Source organism: Alphaproteobacteria bacterium, from assembly GCA_017308135.1.
Classification (GTDB): Bacteria; Pseudomonadota; Alphaproteobacteria; order CACIAM-22H2; family CACIAM-22H2; genus Tagaea.
In genome coordinates this window covers 824,334-843,245 of the sequence record JAFKFM010000008.1, presented here as the reverse complement: position 1 = coordinate 843,245, position 18,912 = coordinate 824,334, and the positions used below count along the sequence as shown (strand labels likewise).

The window sequence follows — 18,912 nt, the reverse complement described above, 5'->3', positions numbered from 1 at the left end:
TCGCCCATGACTCCGCGCGACCACAAAATGCCCGTGCTCGGCCCCGGCGGCTTTTTCCGTCTCGCTTGGACGGAATGGGGCCCCGAACGCGCGCCCGACCGCACCGTGATCTGCGTCCATGGCTTGACGCGCAACGGCCGCGATTTCGACGCGCTGGCCCGCGCGCTGGCGCATGACGGCTGGCGCGTCGTGTGCCCGGATATGCCCGGGCGCGGCGCGTCTGATTGGCTGCACCGCGCCGACGATTATTCCTACCCGGTCTATACGCAGACGGTCGCCGCACTTTATGCGCGGCTCGACGTCGCCAAGCTCGACTGGGTCGGCACGTCGATGGGCGGCTTGATCGGCATGTTGCTTGCCGCGCAGCGCGGCCATTTCATCCGCAAGCTGGTGCTCAACGATATCGGGCCCTTCGTGCCGGCCCAAGCGCTCCAGCGCATCGGCGAGTATTGCGGGCGCGATCCGCGCTTCCAGGATTTCGAGGAAGTCGAAGCCTATCTGCGCGAAGTCCACAAACCCTTCGGCGAATTGACCGACGCGGAATGGATGCATCTCGCCTTCCACGCGGCCGAGGAATCGGGCGAGGGCGATCTGCGCCTGCGCTACGACCCCGCGATCGGCAAACCCTTCGCGGGCCGCACGGCCGACGACGTCGTGCTGTGGCCGTTCTGGGACCAGTTGCGCGTGCCGGTGCTGGCGATGCGCGGCGAAACCTCCGACCTGCTGCTGCGCGAAACGCTGCTGCGCATGGTCAAGCGCCCGAATTGCCGCGCGGTCGAAGTCGCCGGTTGCGGCCATGCGCCCGCGTTGATGACGCAGGATCAGATCGGCACGATCGTCGAGTTCCTGTCCGGCGCGAATTAAGGCGCCGCCTTGATCCTCGTCCCGCTCAAGGACGACAACCCGACGCGCAGCTTCGCCGTTCTGACGGCGATCTTCGTGGCGATCAACGCCGCCGTGTTCGTCCATCAGGCCACGCTCGCCCCGGCGGCGTCGGAGGAATTCATCCTGCGCTTCGGGATGATCCCGGCGGTATTGACCGGCGAGGCCTATATCGACGAAGCGTTGGCCCCACCGCCCGCCTGGACGACGGTCTTCAGTGCCATGTTCCTGCACGGCTCGCTGATGCATGTCGCGGGCAACATGCTTTACCTGTGGACCTTCGGAAACAACATCGAGGATTCGATGGGGCGGTTTCGCTTCCTCGTGTTCTACGCGCTGTGCGGTCTCGCCGCCGCTTTCGCGCAAGGTGCGGTCGATCCGTCGTCGACCACGCCGATGATCGGCGCGTCGGGCGCCGTGTCCGGTGTGCTCGGCGCGTATTTGCTGCTCCACCCGCACGCGCATGTGTGGAGCTTCGCCTTTTTCCGCTTTGCCTGGCTGCCGGCTTGGGCGGTGCTCGGCTTCTGGATCGTCGTGCAATTCGCCAACGCATTCCTCGCCGATCCGGACGAAGGCGGCGTGGCGTGGTGGGCGCATATCGGCGGCTTCCTCGCCGGAATGGCATTGATCCCGATCTTCAAGCGCCGGGGCGTGGCGTTGTTCGAAGGCCGCAACCGCACGGGCCCGTGGGGATGAACGTCGAGAAATTCCGGCCGCGTTTCCCGTGGTTCGGCGCCGATCTGCAAACGCTGCGGAATTTCATGTCGCCCCCGCGCGCCGATCTGCCGCGCGCCGAACCCGTGACGCTGCCGCTCGACGACGGCGACACGCTGACCGGCGAACTCAATCGCGTGCCGGGCGGCGACGCGAAGCCGCTGATCGTGTTGATCCACGGCCTGACCGGCAACGCGAACTCGACCTATATGCGCGTCAGCGCGGCCGCCCATCTCGCCGCCGGATCGAACGTGCTGCGCTTGAACTTGCGCGGGGCGGGGGGCGGCGGGAAGGCGATGTATCACGCCGGGCGCAGTGAAGACCTCGCACAGGCGTTGCGATCTCTCGACGTGCCGCACGGCATTCACGCGGTCGGCTATTCGCTGGGCGCCAATATGCTGCTGAAGCATTTGGGCGAGGGGGCGGGGACGATCGTCAAAGCCGTCGCGGTGTCCGCACCTCTCGATCTAGCGGGCACGAGCTTGCGCATGGGGTCGCGACGCAATCGCGTTTACCACGATCATCTGCTGCGCCAGATGCTGGCGGATGCGCACGAACCGCCGTCGGGCATTCGCAGCATCTGGGAGTTCGACGACCGGATCGTCGCCCCGCGCAACGGCTTCAAGAACGCGGCGGATTACTACGCGCGCTGCTCGGCCGCCGGGTTTCTCGACGCGATCGCCGTGCCCACGCTGATCGTCCACGCGCTCGACGATCCGTGGATTCCGCCCGACGCCTATTTGGATCGCGATTGGTCACGCAATCCGCGCGTGACGCCGCTGCTCGCATCCGGCGGCGGCCATGTCGGCTTCCACGAGGCCGGCCACCGCCTGCCGCTGCACGACCGCGCGGCGCTGAAATTCTTCGAAGAATAATCGTCACCCCGGGCAAGCCGGTGGTTTCGCCGGCGCGACCCGGGGTCTCACGAGATCCCGGCTCTCGCTAAATGCTCGGCCGGGATGACGGTTAGGCTTTCAGTGCTTCCGCCGCTTCGAGCGCGAAGTATGTCAAAATTCCGTCCGCGCCGGCACGTTTGAAGCCGAGCAGCGTTTCGAGCGCCACTTTCTTGTCGAGCCAGCCGCGCTCGACCGCGCCCGCCAGCATCGAATACTCGCCCGACACTTGATAGACATAGGTCGGGACTTTGAACTCGGCTTTCACCCGCGCGACGATATCGAGATAGGGCATGCCGGGTTTGACCATCACCATGTCGGCCCCCTCGGCGAGATCGAAGGCGACCTCGCGCAAGGCTTCGTCGGTGTTGGCAGGGTCCATCTGATAGGTGCGCTTGTCGCCCTTGCCGAGGCTCGACGACGAACCGACCGCATCGCGGAACGGCCCGTAGAAGGCCGAGGCGTATTTGGCGGCGTAGCTCATCAGCCGCACATGTTCGAACCCGGCCTTGTCGAGCGCGTCGCGCAAGGCGCCGATGCGCCCATCCATCATCTCGGAGGGCGCGATCACGTCGCAACCGGCCTGCGCCTGGACGAGCGTTTGCTTGATCAGCACGTCGATCGTCGCATCGTTGACGACGTAATTGTCGCGCACCAAGCCATCTTGGCCATGCGTCGTATAGGGATCGAGGGCGACGTCGCAGACGATGCCGATCTCCGGCACGTCCTTCTTGATCGCGCGCACGGCGCGGCAGACCAGATTGTCCGGGTTGAAGCTTTCGTCGCCGTCCTCGGTCTTCGCGTCGCCGGGCGTGTGGGGGAACAGCGCGATCGCGGGAATGCCGAGCTTCGCGGCCCGGCGCGCATCCTTCACGATTTCGTCGACGCTGAGCCGCGCCACACCGGGCATCGAAGGGACGGCGTCGCGCCGTGCTTTGCCTTCCTGCACGAACAACGGCCAGATCAGATCGGCGACGGTCAGCTTGTTCTCGGCCACCATTGCGCGCGACCAAGCGTCGCGCCGGTTGCGGCGTAAACGGGTTCGCGGATAACTTCCGTGGACTTGCATCTTGCTCCCTCGGCTCCAGACAACAAAACTAGCCGACAAGACGCCGAATTCCAATCGCCGGGAAGAACATGACCGATCGCAGCTTCGACGAAATCGCGTTCAAACGCGTCGGGATCGCCGGCCAAGTGGTGTTCACGCGCCCGAAGGCGCTGAACGCGCTGACCCTGGGCATGATCCAAGCGCTCGCCCCCACGCTCGCCGATTGGGCGAAGGACAATGCCGTGCGCCAGATCGTGCAATGGGGCGACGGCGGCAAGGCGTTCTGTGCGGGCGGCGACGTGCGCGCGGTGTGCGAAGCGGGGCTCGCCGCGAAGAAAGGCGGCAAGGCCGATCCGCTGACGCGCGACTTTTTCTTCGCCGAGTACCGGCTCAACCGGCAGATCGCGCGTTTCCCCAAGCCCATCGTCTCGATCATCGACGGCATCACGATGGGCGGCGGTGTCGGCTTGTCGATCCATGGCCGCTATCGCGTGGCGACGGAGCGCACGTTGTTCGCCATGCCCGAAAGCGCCATCGGTCTGTTCCCCGATGTCGGCGGCGGCTATTTCCTGCCGCGCCTGAAAGGTCGCATGGGCGCGTTCCTCGGTTTGACCGGCGAACGTTTGAAAGCGGCCGACCTGCTGCATCTGGGGATCGCGACGCATTACGTCGACAGTGCGCGCATGCCCGACCTGATCAAGGCGCTGGAGACGGAAGCGGCCGATGTCGTGCTGGCGCGTTTCCACACCGATCCCGGTCCCGCGCCGATCGTGGCGCGCGAGGCGGCCATCGATCGCTGCTTCGCGCCGTCGAGCGTGGAGGGCATTCTCGCGGCGCTGGACAAGGAGGGCCTGGAATGGACGGCGAAGCTCGCCGACCGCTTGCGCAAGATGAGCCCGACCAGCTTGAAGGTTTCGCTGTTGCAGATCGAGAAGGGGGCGGCGTTGTCGATCGAGGACGCGCTGCGGATGGAATTCCGCATGGTGCGCCGCGCCATGGAAGCCGACGATTTCTACGAAGGTATTCGCGCCGTGCTGATCGACAAGGATCATGCGCCCAAATGGAAACCGGCGACTCTGGCGGAAGTCTCCGACGCCGCCGTGCAACGCTATTTCGCGCCGATGCCGGACGGGGACGAACTCGTCTTCGTCGATTGAAAAATAAAACCGGGAGGAAAACATGGCGACGATCGCATTCATCGGCCTCGGTAACATGGGCGGCCCGATGGCCGGCAATCTCGCCAAGGCGGGCGAGAGTGTGCGCGGCTTCGATCTGGCGAAAGCCAATCTCGATGCGGCGGTGGCCAACGGCGTTGCGGCGGCCGCATCGATCGCCGAGGCCGTCAAAGGTGCGTCGATCGTCGTGACGATGCTGCCCGCCGGGCCGCAGTCGCGCGCCGTTTACGACGCCGTGATCCCGGCGGCCGAGAAGGGCGCCTTGCTGATCGATTGCTCGACCATCGACGTCGACAGCGCCCGCGCCATCGCCAAGAAGGCGAGCGATGCGGGGTTCGAAATGGTCGATGCGCCCGTTTCCGGCGGCACGGTCGGGGCGGCGAACGCCACGCTCACCTTCATGGTCGGCGGCGGCGAAGCGGCATTCGCGCGCGCGCAGCCGATCCTATCCAAAATGGGGAAGACGATCGTCCATGCCGGCGGGCCCGGCAACGGCCAGGCGGCGAAGATCTGCAACAACATGATCCTCGGCATTTCGATGATCGCGGTGGCGGAAGGTTTCAGCCTCGCCGCCAAGCTCGGTCTCGACGCGCAGAAGCTTTTCGACATCTCGTCGAAAAGCTCGGGCCAGTGCTGGTCGATGACGAGCTATTGCCCAGTACCCGGCCCGGTGCCCGCGTCGCCGGCCAACCGCGACTACAAGCCTGGCTTCACCGCCGACATGATGTTGAAGGATTTGAAGCTTGCCCAAGCGGCCGCGCAAACGACCGGGCAGGCGACACCTTTGGGGGCCGCGGCCGAATCTTTGTATGCTTTGATGGCCGCGAAGGGCGACGGGCCGCTCGACTTTTCCGGTATTATCAAGATGTTGCAGGGCAGGTAAGAGGTCCTTAACCATTCGTCCCGTATTTATGTTAAAACTTTTCGGTATTTTTTCCGGGACCTCACCTGATGTCGGACCTCAAGCGCGACTATCTCGATTCCGTTTCGCTCGTCGAGCGGCTGCATCGCCAGTTCCTCGAAGTCGTGAAACTGGAACTCGATCGGATGAGCGTGCGCGACATCAACAACGTCCAGGCGCTGATCCTCTACAATATCGGCAAGGACGAGCTGACGGTCGGCGAACTGACCCAGCGCGGCTATTACCTGGGCTCGAACGTTTCCTACAATCTGAAGAAACTGATCGACAACGAATACATCTCGCAGGCGCGCAGCCCGCATGACCGCCGCTCGGTGCGCGTCAAGCTGACGGCGCAGGGCCTGAAGCTGCACGAGCGTCTCGATCAGGTCTTCGCGCGCCATGCCGACGAGTTGACGCGCACGCTGGTGAAGCCGGGCGATCTCACCCAGCTCGAGCAAACGCTGCGCCGCATGGAGCAGTTCTGGATCGGCGCGATCGGGCAGGGCGGCTACGCGCCGCAGGTCACGACGACAGCAGCCGAATAATCAGCGGCACCAAGATCGCCGTCGCCAGCGCGTTGAGGCCCAACGCGAGGCTGGAGAAGGCACCCGCCAATTCGTTCACCTGAAACGCGCGCGCCGTACCGATCCCGTGCGCGGCCGTGCCCATGCCCAGGCCCCGCGCGCGCCAATCTTTGAGGCGCAGCGCGTTCATCGTCCAGGTGCCGAACATCGCGCCGAGAATGCCGGTGAGGATCACCAGCACGGCGGTGAGGGCGGGGAAGCCGCCGATCGATTCCGAAATGCCCATCGCGACCGGCGTGGTCACCGATTTGGGGGCGAGGCTGAGCAGCGTGCGTTCGGTGGCGCCGAACAGCCACGCCGTGCCGACGGCCGAGACGATGGCGGTGGTCGATCCCGCGACGATCGACACGAAGATCGCCACGGCGTTGCGCTTGATCTCGGCGAAGTGGCGATAGAGCGGGACGGCCAGCGCCACGGTTGCGGGCCCCAACAGGAAATGGACGAATTGCGCGCCTTCGAAATAACGCCGATAGGGCACGTCCGCGATCCACAGCAGCGCCACCAGCAGGATCACCGCGATCAGCACCGGATTGGCGATCGGCGTACGGTCGAAATACTCGTAGATGCGCCTTCCGATCAGATAGGCGACGAGCGTTACCGTGAGTCCCAGCAGCGGCGTGGTCGAGAGATAGACCCACAGCTCGAACAGATCGCCGCCGCCGCTTTTCATTCGCCGTCTTTCGGCAAGGGCTTGGCGAGCTTCTTCATCAGCAGCGCCGTGACGGCGATGGCGGCGAGGGTCGAGACGACCAGCGCCGCGGCGATCGCTTTCCATTCCGCGGCGATGAGATCGGCGTAAAGGATCACGCCCACACCCGCCGGCACGAACAGCAGCGACAGATTGTCGAGCAGCGTGCCGGTCGTCTTGGCGAGATCGTCGGCGACTTTGCCGCGCGCCATCAGGAGCGCGAACAGCAGCACCATGCCCAGGACGGGGCCGGGGACCGGCAAGGCGAGGTAGCGGACGATCGCCTCGCCGATCAGCTGGCAGACCAGCAGAAGGGTGAGGGTTTCGAGCATCGCCCTGCCGCTTCTCCGTCTACGGCCCGAAGGCCTGGATGCCGGTCTGGGCGCGGCCCAGGATCAGCGCGTGCACGTCGTGCGTGCCTTCGTAGGTGTTGACGGTTTCGAGGTTCATCATGTGCCGGATGATCGGATACTCGTCCATGATGCCGTTGCCGCCATGCATGTCGCGCGCTTGGCGGGCGACGTCCAGCGCCTTGCCGCAATTGTTGCGCTTAATCAGGCTGATCGTTTCCGGCGACAGCTTGCCTTCGTCCATCAGGCGCCCGGCGCGCAGCGCGGCGAGCAGGCCGATCGACAATTCGGTCTGCATGTCGGCGAGCTTCTTTTGGATCAGCTGGTTGGCGGCCAGCGGGCGGCCGAACATCTTACGCTCCAGCGTATAGGTGCGCGCCCCGTGCCAGCAGGCTTCGCCCGCACCGATCACGCCCCACGCGATGCCGTAGCGCGCGCGGTTGAGGCAGCCGAACGGCCCCTTGAGGCCCTTCACGTTGGGCAGCAGCGCGTCTTCGCCCACGCGCACTTCGTCCATGACGATTTCGCCGGTGATGGAGGCGCGAAGCGAGAACTTGCCTTCGATCTTCGGCGCCGACAGGCCCTTCATGCCCTTTTCGAGCACGAAGCCGCGAATGTCGCCGGCATCGTCCTTCGCCCAGACGACGAACACGTCGGCGATCGGCGCGTTCGAAATCCACATCTTGGTGCCCGAGATGACATAGCCGTTGCCGTCCTTGCGGGCGCGCGTCTTCATGCCGCCGGGATCGGAACCGGCATCGGGCTCGGTCAGGCCGAAGCAGCCGATCCATTCGCCGGTCGCGAGCTTGGGCAGATATTTCTGCTTCTGCGCTTCGGTGCCGTAGGCGTTGATCGGGTGCATAACGAGCGACGACTGCACGCTCATCATCGAGCGATAGCCGCTATCCACGCGCTCCACTTCGCGCGCGATCAGGCCATAGGCGACATAGGACGTGCCGGCACAGCCATAGCCTTCGATCGTCGAGCCGAGGAAACCCATCTCGCCCATTTCGCGGAAGATCGCGGGATCGGTCGTTTCGTTGCGGAAGGCTTCCTTCACGCGCGGGGCGAGCTTGCCTTGGCAATAGTCGCGCGCCGCGTCGCGGATCATGCGTTCTTCTTCCGACAGATCCGCGTCGATCAGGAACGGGTCCTCCCACTGGAAATCGAGTTTCGACGTCTTGGGCGAGGGGGACGCGTTCATCTGCAACTCCGTTCGATAGACTAGGCGGGCGTGATTATAGGTCAGGCGCGGTCCGGGACAACCGCCGTCGCTTCGATCTCCACCTTGGCGCGCGGCTCGAGCAGCGACTTCACTTCGACCAGGGTCATGGCCGGGAAATTGCGGCCCAAAACGTCGCGATAGGCGCCGCCGATTTCACGCAAGTTCGCGGCGTATTCGGCCTTGTCGGTCACGAACCAGGTGAGCCGCACAAGATGCTCGGGACCGGCCCCGCCTTCCTTCAGCAAGGCGGCGATGTTCGACAACGCTTGGCGGATTTGCGCCACGAAATCGTCGGTCTCGAACGCAGAGGTCGCGGGGTTCCAGCCGATCTGGCCGGCGACGTAGATTTGCGTGCCCTTCGCGGCCACGGCGTTGGCGTAGCCTTTGGGCTTGTCCCAGCCTTCGGGCAGCAGCGCGCGATTCATTTCGTGTCTCCGGGTTTGGCGGGCGGCGTCCAATGCGCGGACGCGGCCTTGTAGGCGTCGAAGCGGGCGCGCAAGCCTTCCGGGATCGGCGCCGATTTGCGCGTGTCGAGGTCCATATGCACCGTCACGAGCTTGGCTTTCAAGCGCAGCACGTTGTCGGCGTGGAAATAGATGTCGATCGGGATCGACGAGCGGCCGATTTCGCCCAGCAGCACCGTGGCGTCGAGCGTGTCGCCCATTTTCGACGGCACGAAGAAATCGCAGCTGGCGTGCACGATGGGCGTGCCGCGCCGCGTTTCGAAGATCAGCTTGGCGTAGTCCACGCCGAGTGCGCGCGTATAGAGGTCTTCGACCGCCGCGTTGCAGAAGTCGAAATAGTTCGGGAAATAGACGATCCCCGCCGGGTCGGTATGGCTGAAGCGGATCGGCAGTTTCAGGGTGAAGGGCGCATCCATCGGGAAATACTTTAGACTTAAAGCATCTTCCCGGCAAGGCGCCCCGGATCAGCCCGGCGGCTGGGCCACCCAACGGCGGAAAAGCTCTTCCGATCCCGCGAATGCGTGGATCGCGCGCGCGAGGCCCGGCTCCACTTCCGCCGGACGGATCACCGCCATGCCCGAGGGCGTGCGCGTCAGAATGTCGAGTTTCATGCCGTGGCGTTCGGCGAACTCGGCGGCGGTCGGTCGCATGTCGAAATTCAACACGTCGTGGCACAGATAGACGCAATCTTGTGTGGCCACCGCGCGCACCGCATCCAAATCGCGGGCCAAGGCTTCGCGGGTATGTTCGCCGTCGATGAGGGCGAATTCGACCGGCCCCTTCAATTCGCGCGCGACGGTGGGGGCGACGCCGCCGGGCGAGGGCGCGCCGACCGCGTAGCAATCCAGCGCGTTGCGCTTGGCGATCTTGTTGGTGAGGTGAATGCCCGAGACCGATTGCACATCGGCCCCGGTGTCGAGGCCCAGCGTGCGTCCCTCGCGATTGGCGAGGGCGAGCGCGATCGTGCTCCAGCCATAGGAATTGCCGATCACCAGCGAACGCTTGGGCCGCCATGTCGCGAACATGCATTCGAGCAGATAGACTTCCTGCATCGCGATGCCCAGGCCCGGCGTCAGCGATTTGCCGGCGCGCATGAACCAGGTGAACGGCGCCTCGGCGCTGTTCTTCAAATGCCAGGAATTGAGACCGGTCGAAATCTCGATGCCTTCGGCCTCGTAAAGGGCGATCAAATCGGGGATGACGGGCATGCAGCGACTCGAAGTTACGCGTGACCCATTCTCGGTTGATCTTTCGGCCAGGGTCAACGCTGCGCGCGTTCGGTGATATTCTTAACGCCATGGCCGATTCCGTTATCGTCACCGGGTCCGACGCGAAGTATTTCCGTTATGCGCGCGATACGTTGCGCTCGCTGCAAGCCTTGCGCTTGGGCGGCGTAGGGCTCGCCATTCTCGATTTCGGTCTGGACGGCGAACAATGCGAATGGCTGGCGGCGGAAAAGATCGTCCGCGTGCCCGTCGGCTGGGATATCGAGCCGCGCAACAAGGACGCGGAAGTCGCGCGCATGGGCGACGGCTATCGCGCGATGACGTCGCGGCCCTTCCTGCCGCGCTATTTTCCGCAGGCCAACGTCATCCAATGGATCGACGCCGACGCCTGGGTGCAATCGGCCGAAGGTGTGACCGTGCCGATGGAAGCCGCGCGCCGCTACGGCTTCGCGATCGTGCCCGAGCTTCATCGCGCTTACGCGCATCTCTATTCCGGCGGGCAGGCGACCCAAGCCATGCATCGCGAGGCCGCCGCCGCGTCGTTCGGCGAAGGCATCGCCAGCGTACTCGCCGCCAATCCGGTGTTGAATTCCGGCCTGTTCGCCGGGCGGCGCGACAGCCCCGTTTGGGCGAAGTGGCAGGAATTCGCGACCGCCGGCATTTCCAACGCCGCGAATAAATACACCGAGCAGATCGCCCTCAACCTCGCCTGCTACACGGTGCTCGGGCGCTCGGATTCCGACAGCGTGCAGTTCCTGCCGCCCGAATATAATTTCTGCTGCGGCTTGGCGCTGCCGATGATCGACCGCGAAGCGAAGCTCGTGCTCGATCCGAAATATCCGCACGATCCCGTCCATGTCGTGCATCTCGTCGGCATGAACCAGCGCCGCGAATTCGCCACGCCCGACGGCGGCAAGATCGAAACGTCGTTGCTCTATTCGGAGCTGCGCGGATGAGCCGCGAAGTCTTCTTCGAATTCCACCAAGTCGGGAATTTCGTGAAGGTTTCGGCGATCGACGCCGAGAGCGGCCTGGAAGTCTCGATCATGGGCCCGGCGAACGCGGCCCCGGTCACGCTGCGGGCCAACGCCTTGCGCAAGCTGGAGGCGCAATTGCGCAAACAGGGCCTGGAATCTCAAAAACCGCGATAGCCCAATGGCTTGGGGGCCGATTGTAGCGCCCAAACGACATATGGTAGGTTCCCCCAGATTTTGCGCCCGGGACCTCAACATGACAGAGACGATCGCGATCGCCGCCGACCATGGCGGATTCGAAATGAAATCCTTGTTGGTCAAGGATTTGGAAGCGGCTGGCTATAAGGTCCTGGATCTCGGCACGAACTCCGCCGACAGCGTCGATTACCCCGATTTCGCGCATGCGCTGGCGGTCGCCCTGAAGGAAGGGCGCGCCGCGCGCGGCGTGTTGCTCTGCGGCTCGGGCATAGGGATTTCGATCGCCGCCAATCGCCATCGCCATATCCGCGCGGCGCTCGTTCATGACGAGACGGGTGCGCGCCTGTGCCGCCAGCACAACGACGCGAATGTCGTCGTGTTCGGCGCAAGGCTGATCGGGATCGAAGTCGCGCGCGCGGCACTTAAAGTTTTTCTGTCCACGTCGTTCGAAGGCGGGCGCCACGAAAAGCGCGTCGCCAAGCTGGGTTGAAAGGGTCTAAGCACGATGTCTTCCGCTTCCTACGCCGAATTCGCCAAGGATTTCTTCGGAACGCCGCTCGCCAAGGCGGATCCCGATCTTAAGGGCGCCATCGATCGCGAGCTGGGCCGCCAGCAAGGCCAGATCGAGCTGATCGCGTCGGAAAACATCGTCAGCCGCGCTGTGCTGGAAGCGCAAGGCTCGGTGCTGACCAACAAATACGCCGAAGGCTATCCGGGCCGCCGCTATTACGGCGGTTGCGAATACGTGGACGAGGCGGAAACGCTGGCGATCGCGCGCGCCAAGAAGCTGTTCGGCTGCAACTTCGCCAATGTGCAGCCGCATTCGGGCGCGCAGGCGAACCAAGCCGTGTTCTTCGCGCTGCTGCAACCCGGCGACACGTTCATGGGCATGTCGCTGGCCGAAGGCGGCCACTTGACGCACGGCTCGCCCGCCAACCAGTCGGGCAAATGGTTCAAGCCCGTGTCCTATGGCGTCACGCGCGACACGCAGCTGATCGACTACGATCAGATGGAAAAGAATGCGCTCGAGCACAAACCGAAATTGATCGTCGCGGGCGGCTCGGCCTATTCGCGCCAGATCGATTTCGCGCGCTTCCGCGCGGTCGCCGACAAGATCGGCGCGATCCTGATGGTCGACATGGCGCACTACGCCGGTCTGATCGCGGGCGGGGCCTATCCCAACCCACTGCCGCACGCCCATGTCGTGACGACGACGACGCACAAGACGTTGCGCGGTCCGCGCGGCGGCATGATCCTGTCGATGGACGAAGACCTCGGCAAGAAGATCAACTCCGCCGTTTTCCCCGGCCTGCAAGGCGGTCCGCTGATGCATGTCATCGCGGCGAAGGCGGTGTCGTTCGGCGAAGCGTTGCGCCCCGAGTTCAAGATTTACGCCCAGCGCGTGATCGACAACGCGCGCGCGCTGGCCGCGCGTCTGGTGAAGCACGGCTTCGCGATCGTATCGGGCGGCACGGATTCCCATTTGATGCTGGTCGATCTGCGCCCGAAGAAGCTGACCGGCACGAACGCCGAGAAGAGCCTCGAGCGTGCGGGCCTGACCTGCAACAAGAACGGCATCCCGTTCGATCCGGAAAAGCCGATGGTGACGTCGGGCGTGCGTCTGGGCACGCCGGCGGGCACGACGCGCGGCTTCGGCACGGCGGAGTTCGAGCAGGTCGGCGATCTGATCGCCGAAACGCTCGACGGGCTGTCGAATTCCAACTCCGGCGACAACGCCGCGATCGAAGCGCGCGTGCGCGAAAAGGTCGCCAAGCTGGTCGAACGGTTCCCGGTCTATACGAACGCCTGATAACGAAGAAACAAGGAACAGGGTCCAATGCGCTGTCCGTTCTGCGGCCACGACGATACCCAGGTGAAGGATTCGCGCCCGACCGAGGACGGCGGCGCGATCCGGCGCCGGCGTTTTTGCCCGTCTTGCGGGTCGCGCTTCACGACCTTCGAGCGCGTGCAACTGCGCGAACTCGTGATCGTGAAGAAGAACGGCGTGAAGGAGCCGTTCGAGCGCGACAAGCTTTCGCGCTCGCTGACGCATGCGGTGCGCAAGCGCCCGGTGGAGCCCGAGCGCGTGGAGCGCATCGTGTCGGGCATCCAGCGTCGTCTGGAAAGCCTGGGCGAGAACGAAATCCCCTCGACGGTCGTCGGCGAGATGGTGATGGATGCGCTGCGCACCCTCGACCATGTCGCCTATATCCGCTTCGCGTCGGTCTATAAGAATTTCCGCGAGGCGAAGGATTTCGAGGATTTCGTCGGCAAGCTCGGTGGCGACGACGACGACAAACTCTGAAGCCATCGACCGCGTCCATATGGACGCGGCGCTGGCGTTGGCGCGGCGGGGGCTTGGCAATACGTGGCCGAACCCGGCGGTCGGCTGCGTGATCGTCAAAGACGGCATCGTCGTCGGGCGGGGCTGGACGCAAGCCGGCGGACGCCCGCATGCCGAGACGCAAGCGCTCGCGCGCGCCGGTTCCGCCGCGAAGGGCGCCACGGTCTATGTCACGCTCGAACCTTGTTCCCATCACGGCAAAACGCCGCCTTGCGCGGAAGCATTGATCGCCGCGCAAGTCGCGCGCGTGGTCGTCGCGACCGGCGATCCGGACAACCGCGTCGATGGGCGCGGGATCGCGATGCTGCGCGAGGCCGGCATCGCGGTCGAGCAGGGGATATGTAAAGCCGAAGCGGACGCGCTCAACGCCGGGTTCTTCAAACGCGTGCGCGCGGGCAAACCGCTCGTCACGCTGAAGCTCGCGGGCTCGCTCGATATGCGCATCGCGACGAAGACGGGCGAGAGCAAATGGATCACCGGCGACGCTTCGCGCGCGCGGGCGCATTTGATCCGTGCGCAACACGACGCGATCATGGTCGGGTCGGGCACGGTGCTGGCCGATGATCCGTCGCTCGATGTACGTCTGCCGGGGTTCGATAATTCGAGAAAGGTCCGCATCGTCGTCGATGGGCGCTTGCGCACGCCGCTCACCGCCAAGCTCGTGCGCACCGCGAAAAGCCAGCCGAGCTGGATCGTCCATCGCCCCGACGCCGACAAATTTCGCGTCGCCGCTTTCGCCGAAAGCGGGGTCGAGATGCTCGCGCTCGAACCGGGGCGGGAAGGTCATGCGACCCCCGATGCGCTCCTCAAAGCGCTCGCCGCCAAGGGCATCACACGATTGATGATCGAAGGCGGGGCGCAACTGGCGGGCGCGTTTTTGCGCGCCGACGCGGTCGATCGCTTGGCGATTTTCCGGGCCGGGCGGGTGATCGGCGGCGACGGCGTGCCCGCGATCGCCGCCTTCGGCGTGGCGGAACTGGCGAACGCGCCCGGTTTCCGCCTGGAAACCCTTGAAAAGATTGGCGACGACACGCTGGAAACTTGGACCCGGGATCACTAGGTTGCCGGACATGTTCACCGGAATCATCGTCGACAAAGGCACCGTCAAGGCGCTGGAGCCCGCCGCGAAGGCGAGCGACACGCGCCTGGTCATTTCCACCGGCCTCGATCTCGCCGCGACCGAGATCGGGGCGTCGATCGCCTGTTCGGGCTGCTGCTTGACCGCGATCGAAAAGGGCCCCGACTGGTTCGCCGCCGAAGCCTCGGCCGAGACCCTGTCCAAGACCACGCTGGGCGCTTGGAAGATCGGCACGCGGGTCAATCTCGAACCGTCGCTGAAGGTCGGGCAGGAGCTGGGCGGGCATATCGTCTCGGGCCATGTCGACGCGACGGCCAAGCTCGTCTCGGCCGAACCGGTCGGCGGGTCGCACAAGCTCGTTTTCGAAGTGCCGCCGGCCTTTGCGCGCTATATCGCGGCCAAAGGCTCGGTGGCGCTGGACGGCGTGTCGCTGACCGTCAACGACGTGACCGATATCGCGGGGGGCGGCTGCCATTTCGCGATCAACGTCATCCCGCATACCTGGTCGGCGACGACATTGGGCGATCTTGTGCCCGGCGACCTCGTCAACATGGAAGTCGACGCCCTTGCGCGCTATGTTGCGCGCATCCTCGGAAAATAGGTTCGATCTTGGCCAACCCGATCTCCGGCAAGCAGCGCGAAATCCTGGCCACCGGCCAGGTCGATCTCGCCTTCCTCTCCTCGATCGAGGACATTGTGGAAGACGCGCGCAACGGGCGCATGTTCATCCTGGTGGACGACGAAAGCCGCGAGAACGAGGGCGATCTCGTGATCCCCGCGCAATTCGCCACGCCGGAAGCGATCAACTTCATGGCCAAGTTCGGGCGTGGTCTTATTTGCCTCGCCATGACGCCGGAGCGCTGCGCGAAGCTCGGCTTGAAGCCAATGAGCCCGGACAACGCTTCGCGCCATCAAACCGCGTTCACCGTGTCGATCGAAGCGCGCGAAGGCATCACCACCGGTATCTCGGCGGCCGACCGCGCGCGCACCGTGCAGGTCGCGATCGATCCGTCGAAGGGCAAGGACGATATCGGCTCGCCCGGCCATGTCTTCCCGCTGATGGCGCGCGACGGCGGCACGCTGGTGCGCGCGGGCCATACGGAAGCGGCGGTCGATATCGCGCGCATGGCGGGTTTGATCCCGGCCGGCGTGATCTGCGAAGTGATGAACGACGACGGGACGATGGCCCGTCTGCCCGATCTGGTGAAATTCGCCCAGTTCCATGGCTTGCGTGTGGGCACGATCGCCGACCTGATCGCCTATCGCCGCAAGAACGACCGTATCGTCGAACGCGTGATCGAAACCGAATTCGACAGCGAATACGGCGGTGCTTGGAAAATGCACGTCTATGTCAACACCGCGTCCTATGCCGAGCATATCGCGCTGGTGAAGGGCGACGTGACCGGCGGCGAACCGGTGCCCGTGCGCATGCACGCGCTGTCGGTGCTTGACGACGTGCTCGGCGATCGCGGGGCGGGGCGTTCGGAACAACTCCACGCCGCGATGCGGTCGATCGCGCAAGGCGGGCGGGGCGTCGTGGTGCTGCTGCGCGAGCCGCGTGCCACCAGCCTCAGCGACCGCGTGCGCGCGCGCTACGGCGACAAGGCCAATCCGGCCCCGATTTCCAAACAGGTGCCGCCCGAGGCGGGACCGCAATTGCGCGACTACGGGATCGGCGCGCAAATCCTGCTCGATCTCGGAGTGAAGGACATGGTTCTGCTGACCAACGCGCGCCGTTCGGTCGTCGGGCTCGAAGGCTACGGGCTCAACATCGTCGGCCATCGGGCGATCTGATGTTTGGTCGCGCGGATTTCACGGCGCCATCGAAGGCCGATTTCACGGGCGAGAAGCCCGTCATCCTGATCGTCGAGGCGCGCTTCTACGCCGATCTCGCAGACGAAATGGCGCTGGGCGCCATCGAAGCGATCGAAGCGGTCGGGGGTACGGCCGAGCGCGTCGCCGTACCCGGCGCTTTCGAGATTCCCGGCGCCATCGCGATGGCCGATTTGGCCGCGCATCAAGCCGGTGGTCCGAAACCCTATGAAGGCTTCGTCGCCTTGGGGGCGGTCATTCGCGGCGAGACCACGCATTACGATTATGTTTGCGGTGAGAGCGCGCGGGGCTTGCAAGACCTCGCCGTACGGCGCGGCCTTGCCATCGGCTACGGCATCCTGACGGTCGAGAACGAGGAACAGGCCTGGGCGCGCGCCAAGCGCGACAAGGGCAATAAGGGCCGCGACGCCGCCAACGCCGCGTTGGCGATGGCCGCGTTCAAGCGCCGTCTGCGTTTAGCACCATGACCGACGCGTCGAACGACAGCCATGGGGGCGGGCGCAAGGGTGCGCGCACCACGTCGCGCCTCGCGGCGGTGCAAGCGCTTTATCAGATCGAATTCCGCGGCGAGGATCCCGCCACGACGATCGACGAATTCCGCCGCTATCGTTTGAAGCCCGGTCTCGGCGGGCCCGATTGGGCGACGGCCGATCCCGAGTTCTTCAAGGCGATCGTCGAGGGCGCTTGGGCGCGCAAGCCCGAGATCGACGGTTTGATTTCGCCGGCACTGGCCAAGAACTGGACGTTGCAGCGCATCGATCCGGTGCTGCGCGCCGCATTGCGCGCGGGCGTGTTCGAGATTCTGGCGCGCGCGGATATTCCCGCGCGCACGACCATCGGCGAATACGTCGAACTCGCCTATGCATTCGATGCGGGCGCAGAAGCCGGCTTCCTCAACGGCGTGCTCGACCGGATCGCGCGCGAGCGCCGCCCCTCCGAAATGGCGTAAGGCGCTATGAAACGGCGCGGCGAATTCGAAACCATCGCCGCGTTGTTCCGGCCGTTGACGCGGGGCCACCGCGCGGCGCTGAATCTCGTCGACGACGTGGCGGTCCTCACACCCAAGCCGGGCAAGGATCTGATCGTTACGGCGGATCAGCTTGTCGTCGGCATCCATACGCTGGGCGACGAGCCGCCGGCGACGGTCGCGCAGAAGGCGCTGCGCCGCAATCTTTCCGATCTCGCGGCGAAGGGCGCCAAACCGCTCGGCTATTTCCTGACGATCGCGCGGCCCAAGACGATCACCGATCGCTGGCTCGAAGGCTTCGCCAAGGGGCTGGCGGCGGACGGCGAATTCTATCGCCTGCCGCTGCTGGGCGGCGATACGACGGCGACGACGGGGCCGTTTTCCGTGTCGATCACCGCGATCGGCGAAACGCCCAAGGGCAAGATGATCCCGCGCGGGGGCGCCAAACTTGGCGACGATCTTTGGGTGACCGGTACTGTCGGCGATGCGGCGATCGGGCTCGACGCAATCCGCAAGGGTAACGCCGACGCTTATTTGAAGCGTCGCTATCGCATTCCCGAGCCGCGCGTCGGTTTCGGGCCGATGCTGCGCGGGATCGCGCATGCGGCGATCGACGTGTCGGACGGGCTGCTCGCCGATCTCGGTCATCTCTGTGCCGCTTCGGCCGTGTCGGCGGCGATCGACGCGAACGCGGTGCCGCGTTCGGCGTCGGCGCGCAAGCACGGCGATCTCGCTCGGGCGCTGACCGGCGGCGACGATTACGAGATCCTGTTTGCCGCACCCAAAGCGGCATCGGCGAAAATCATGCGCGCCGCCGCACGCGCCAAAATCGCCGTGACTTGTATCGGTACGATCGCCAAGGGCAAAAGCGGTGCGGTACGCGTTGCCGGCGCCGAATTCACACTTAAACGCGCGGGCTTTACGCACTTCTAACCGCGGGCCATTATCGCGCCCATGATCCGGTTCGCCCGACTCCTGTTCTTGTGCGCCGCGCTGGTTCTCGGCGGGGCGGCCCATGCCGAGGATCCGAAGGGCGAAGGCACCGGGCCCGAGACGGGCAAGTTCGTTTTGCCGCGCGTGATCGTCGCGGCGATCCAGGGCGACCGGGTGCTGCGCCATTACGCGCTGTTGATGCGCTTGGAACTTGCCACACCCGCCGACGAAGCGAAGATCAAGGACAATCTGCCGCGTTTGCAGGACGCATTCATCCTCGACCTTAACGAAGTCGCGTCCAGCGGCGACACGTTCGATCAGGAACGCGCGAAAAGGCGGATGATGGCGTCGTCCACGCGTATCCTGGGCGACGCGCATATCGTGAAGGACGTCGTGTTCGAACGCGTCCTCGAACGCAAAGTTCCCGCGAACTGAG

At 64.9% G+C, this 18,912-nt stretch carries 25 protein-coding genes; 18 read left to right on the top strand and 7 right to left on the bottom strand.

Annotated elements, in window-relative coordinates; translation table 11 throughout:
* Nucleotides 1–6: 6 nt before the first annotated feature.
* Genes J0H39_12210 through J0H39_12200 form a run of 3 tightly spaced genes read left to right on the top strand, consistent with a single transcriptional unit; the run spans nt 7 to nt 2,471 of the window.
* Nucleotides 7–864: an alpha/beta hydrolase gene (locus J0H39_12210; protein ID MBN9497511.1), complete on the top strand. Its 858-nt coding sequence runs from the start codon at nt 7–9 to the stop codon at nt 862–864.
* Between the two features lie 12 nt (nt 865–876).
* Nucleotides 877–1,578 carry a rhomboid family intramembrane serine protease gene (locus tag J0H39_12205; GenBank protein MBN9497510.1) on the top strand — a complete coding sequence of 234 codons (702 nt, stop codon included), beginning with the start codon at nt 877–879 and terminating at the stop codon, nt 1,576–1,578.
* On the top strand, nt 1,575–2,471 hold the full coding sequence (locus J0H39_12200) for an alpha/beta fold hydrolase (protein MBN9497509.1): 897 nt from the start codon (nt 1,575–1,577) through the stop codon (nt 2,469–2,471). The genes J0H39_12205 and J0H39_12200 overlap by 4 nt, the downstream gene beginning before the upstream one ends.
* A 91-nt stretch (nt 2,472–2,562) precedes the next feature.
* On the opposite strand, the gene hemB is transcribed toward J0H39_12200, so the two are convergent.
* Nucleotides 2,563–3,558 (bottom strand): porphobilinogen synthase, encoded by a 996-nt coding sequence (gene hemB, locus J0H39_12195; GenBank protein MBN9497508.1) that lies wholly within the window; start codon nt 3,556–3,558, stop codon nt 2,563–2,565.
* A gap of 68 nt (nt 3,559–3,626) precedes the next feature.
* Here hemB and J0H39_12190 point away from each other — a divergent pair, with 68 nt between their 5' ends.
* From J0H39_12190 to J0H39_12180, 3 genes are all read left to right on the top strand, one after another.
* Entirely contained in the window at nt 3,627–4,694 is a 1,068-nt protein-coding gene (locus J0H39_12190; GenBank protein ID MBN9497507.1) for an enoyl-CoA hydratase/isomerase family protein, read from the top strand.
* A 22-nt stretch (nt 4,695–4,716) separates the two neighbouring features.
* Nucleotides 4,717–5,595 carry a 3-hydroxyisobutyrate dehydrogenase gene (mmsB, locus tag J0H39_12185; protein ID MBN9497506.1) on the top strand — a complete coding sequence of 293 codons (879 nt, stop codon included), beginning with the start codon at nt 4,717–4,719 and terminating at the stop codon, nt 5,593–5,595.
* A 68-nt stretch (nt 5,596–5,663) separates the two neighbouring features.
* On the top strand, nt 5,664–6,158 hold the full coding sequence (locus tag J0H39_12180) for a winged helix DNA-binding protein (GenBank protein ID MBN9497505.1): 495 nt from the start codon (nt 5,664–5,666) through the stop codon (nt 6,156–6,158).
* Here J0H39_12180 and J0H39_12175 read toward each other — a convergent pair.
* The 6 genes from J0H39_12175 to J0H39_12150 form a co-directional block, all read right to left on the bottom strand.
* A complete protein-coding gene (locus J0H39_12175; GenBank protein ID MBN9497504.1) occupies nt 6,136–6,867 on the bottom strand; it encodes an LrgB family protein in 732 nt (243 codons plus the stop codon). The two genes, J0H39_12180 and J0H39_12175, sit on opposite strands and share 23 nt — an antisense overlap.
* Nucleotides 6,864–7,217 (bottom strand): CidA/LrgA family protein, encoded by a 354-nt coding sequence (locus J0H39_12170; GenBank protein ID MBN9497503.1) that lies wholly within the window; start codon nt 7,215–7,217, stop codon nt 6,864–6,866. The genes J0H39_12175 and J0H39_12170 overlap by 4 nt, the downstream gene beginning before the upstream one ends.
* Before the next feature lie 19 nt (nt 7,218–7,236).
* Complete coding sequence (locus tag J0H39_12165; protein ID MBN9497502.1) at nt 7,237–8,439, bottom strand: acyl-CoA dehydrogenase; 1,203 nt, start codon at nt 8,437–8,439, stop codon at nt 7,237–7,239.
* Between the two features lie 41 nt (nt 8,440–8,480).
* The gene (locus J0H39_12160; GenBank protein ID MBN9497501.1) at nt 8,481–8,885 is read right to left on the bottom strand and encodes a RidA family protein; all 405 of its coding nucleotides are present in this window, start codon (nt 8,883–8,885) and stop codon (nt 8,481–8,483) included.
* A complete protein-coding gene (locus tag J0H39_12155) occupies nt 8,882–9,322 on the bottom strand; it encodes an acyl-CoA thioesterase (protein ID MBN9497500.1) in 441 nt (146 codons plus the stop codon). Before J0H39_12155 ends, J0H39_12160 begins: the two co-directional genes overlap by 4 nt.
* Nucleotides 9,323–9,388: 66 nt before the next feature.
* Nucleotides 9,389–10,132: a class I SAM-dependent methyltransferase gene (locus J0H39_12150; GenBank protein ID MBN9497499.1), complete on the bottom strand. Its 744-nt coding sequence runs from the start codon at nt 10,130–10,132 to the stop codon at nt 9,389–9,391.
* 89 nt (nt 10,133–10,221) lie between these two features.
* Here J0H39_12150 and J0H39_12145 point away from each other — a divergent pair, with 89 nt between their 5' ends.
* From J0H39_12145 to J0H39_12090, 12 genes are all read left to right on the top strand, one after another.
* On the top strand, nt 10,222–11,106 hold the full coding sequence (locus J0H39_12145; GenBank protein MBN9497498.1) for a hypothetical protein: 885 nt from the start codon (nt 10,222–10,224) through the stop codon (nt 11,104–11,106).
* Nucleotides 11,103–11,300 (top strand): hypothetical protein, encoded by a 198-nt coding sequence (locus tag J0H39_12140; protein MBN9497497.1) that lies wholly within the window; start codon nt 11,103–11,105, stop codon nt 11,298–11,300. The genes J0H39_12145 and J0H39_12140 overlap by 4 nt, the downstream gene beginning before the upstream one ends.
* Nucleotides 11,301–11,379: 79 nt before the next feature.
* Nucleotides 11,380–11,811: a ribose 5-phosphate isomerase B gene (rpiB, locus tag J0H39_12135; GenBank protein MBN9497496.1), complete on the top strand. Its 432-nt coding sequence runs from the start codon at nt 11,380–11,382 to the stop codon at nt 11,809–11,811.
* A 15-nt stretch (nt 11,812–11,826) separates the two neighbouring features.
* Nucleotides 11,827–13,131: a serine hydroxymethyltransferase gene (locus tag J0H39_12130; GenBank protein ID MBN9497495.1), complete on the top strand. Its 1,305-nt coding sequence runs from the start codon at nt 11,827–11,829 to the stop codon at nt 13,129–13,131.
* Nucleotides 13,132–13,158: 27 nt separating this feature from the next.
* Nucleotides 13,159–13,626, top strand: coding sequence for a transcriptional repressor NrdR (gene nrdR, locus J0H39_12125; GenBank protein MBN9497494.1), 468 nt, complete (start codon nt 13,159–13,161; stop codon nt 13,624–13,626).
* A 19-nt stretch (nt 13,627–13,645) separates the two neighbouring features.
* Complete coding sequence (gene ribD / locus J0H39_12120) at nt 13,646–14,725, top strand: bifunctional diaminohydroxyphosphoribosylaminopyrimidine deaminase/5-amino-6-(5-phosphoribosylamino)uracil reductase RibD (protein ID MBN9497493.1); 1,080 nt, start codon at nt 13,646–13,648, stop codon at nt 14,723–14,725.
* 10 nt (nt 14,726–14,735) lie between these two features.
* Entirely contained in the window at nt 14,736–15,344 is a 609-nt protein-coding gene (locus J0H39_12115; GenBank protein ID MBN9497492.1) for a riboflavin synthase, read from the top strand.
* 119 nt (nt 15,345–15,463) lie between these two features.
* The gene (gene ribB / locus J0H39_12110) at nt 15,464–16,537 is read left to right on the top strand and encodes a 3,4-dihydroxy-2-butanone-4-phosphate synthase (protein ID MBN9497491.1); all 1,074 of its coding nucleotides are present in this window, start codon (nt 15,464–15,466) and stop codon (nt 16,535–16,537) included.
* Nucleotides 16,537–17,043: a 6,7-dimethyl-8-ribityllumazine synthase gene (locus J0H39_12105; GenBank protein ID MBN9497490.1), complete on the top strand. Its 507-nt coding sequence runs from the start codon at nt 16,537–16,539 to the stop codon at nt 17,041–17,043. The genes ribB and J0H39_12105 overlap by 1 nt, the downstream gene beginning before the upstream one ends.
* The gene (gene nusB, locus J0H39_12100; GenBank protein ID MBN9497489.1) at nt 17,040–17,525 is read left to right on the top strand and encodes a transcription antitermination factor NusB; all 486 of its coding nucleotides are present in this window, start codon (nt 17,040–17,042) and stop codon (nt 17,523–17,525) included. Before J0H39_12105 ends, nusB begins: the two co-directional genes overlap by 4 nt.
* Before the next feature lie 6 nt (nt 17,526–17,531).
* Complete coding sequence (gene thiL, locus J0H39_12095; GenBank protein ID MBN9497488.1) at nt 17,532–18,476, top strand: thiamine-phosphate kinase; 945 nt, start codon at nt 17,532–17,534, stop codon at nt 18,474–18,476.
* A 21-nt stretch (nt 18,477–18,497) separates the two neighbouring features.
* Complete coding sequence (locus J0H39_12090; GenBank protein MBN9497487.1) at nt 18,498–18,911, top strand: hypothetical protein; 414 nt, start codon at nt 18,498–18,500, stop codon at nt 18,909–18,911.
* Nucleotide 18,912 lies beyond the last annotated feature (1 nt).

Coding starts and splice junctions, on each gene's coding strand:
- J0H39_12145 (MBN9497498.1), top strand. CDS start 10,222: ATGGCCGATTCCGTTATCGTCACCGGGTCCGACGCGAAGTATTTCCGT.
- J0H39_12210 (MBN9497511.1), top strand. CDS start 7: ATGACTCCGCGCGACCACAAAATGCCCGTGCTCGGCCCCGGCGGCTTT.
- J0H39_12160 (MBN9497501.1), bottom strand. CDS start 8,885: ATGAATCGCGCGCTGCTGCCCGAAGGCTGGGACAAGCCCAAAGGCTAC.
- nrdR (MBN9497494.1), top strand. CDS start 13,159: ATGCGCTGTCCGTTCTGCGGCCACGACGATACCCAGGTGAAGGATTCG.
- J0H39_12170 (MBN9497503.1), bottom strand. CDS start 7,217: ATGCTCGAAACCCTCACCCTTCTGCTGGTCTGCCAGCTGATCGGCGAG.
- J0H39_12150 (MBN9497499.1), bottom strand. CDS start 10,132: ATGCCCGTCATCCCCGATTTGATCGCCCTTTACGAGGCCGAAGGCATC.
- J0H39_12175 (MBN9497504.1), bottom strand. CDS start 6,867: ATGAAAAGCGGCGGCGGCGATCTGTTCGAGCTGTGGGTCTATCTCTCG.
- J0H39_12140 (MBN9497497.1), top strand. CDS start 11,103: ATGAGCCGCGAAGTCTTCTTCGAATTCCACCAAGTCGGGAATTTCGTG.
- J0H39_12105 (MBN9497490.1), top strand. CDS start 16,537: ATGTTTGGTCGCGCGGATTTCACGGCGCCATCGAAGGCCGATTTCACG.
- J0H39_12090 (MBN9497487.1), top strand. CDS start 18,498: ATGATCCGGTTCGCCCGACTCCTGTTCTTGTGCGCCGCGCTGGTTCTC.
- J0H39_12130 (MBN9497495.1), top strand. CDS start 11,827: ATGTCTTCCGCTTCCTACGCCGAATTCGCCAAGGATTTCTTCGGAACG.
- nusB (MBN9497489.1), top strand. CDS start 17,040: ATGACCGACGCGTCGAACGACAGCCATGGGGGCGGGCGCAAGGGTGCG.
- J0H39_12115 (MBN9497492.1), top strand. CDS start 14,736: ATGTTCACCGGAATCATCGTCGACAAAGGCACCGTCAAGGCGCTGGAG.
- mmsB (MBN9497506.1), top strand. CDS start 4,717: ATGGCGACGATCGCATTCATCGGCCTCGGTAACATGGGCGGCCCGATG.
- J0H39_12190 (MBN9497507.1), top strand. CDS start 3,627: ATGACCGATCGCAGCTTCGACGAAATCGCGTTCAAACGCGTCGGGATC.
- J0H39_12200 (MBN9497509.1), top strand. CDS start 1,575: ATGAACGTCGAGAAATTCCGGCCGCGTTTCCCGTGGTTCGGCGCCGAT.
- J0H39_12180 (MBN9497505.1), top strand. CDS start 5,664: ATGTCGGACCTCAAGCGCGACTATCTCGATTCCGTTTCGCTCGTCGAG.
- ribB (MBN9497491.1), top strand. CDS start 15,464: ATGTTCATCCTGGTGGACGACGAAAGCCGCGAGAACGAGGGCGATCTC.
- rpiB (MBN9497496.1), top strand. CDS start 11,380: ATGACAGAGACGATCGCGATCGCCGCCGACCATGGCGGATTCGAAATG.
- thiL (MBN9497488.1), top strand. CDS start 17,532: ATGAAACGGCGCGGCGAATTCGAAACCATCGCCGCGTTGTTCCGGCCG.
- ribD (MBN9497493.1), top strand. CDS start 13,646: ATGGACGCGGCGCTGGCGTTGGCGCGGCGGGGGCTTGGCAATACGTGG.
- hemB (MBN9497508.1), bottom strand. CDS start 3,558: ATGCAAGTCCACGGAAGTTATCCGCGAACCCGTTTACGCCGCAACCGG.
- J0H39_12165 (MBN9497502.1), bottom strand. CDS start 8,439: ATGAACGCGTCCCCCTCGCCCAAGACGTCGAAACTCGATTTCCAGTGG.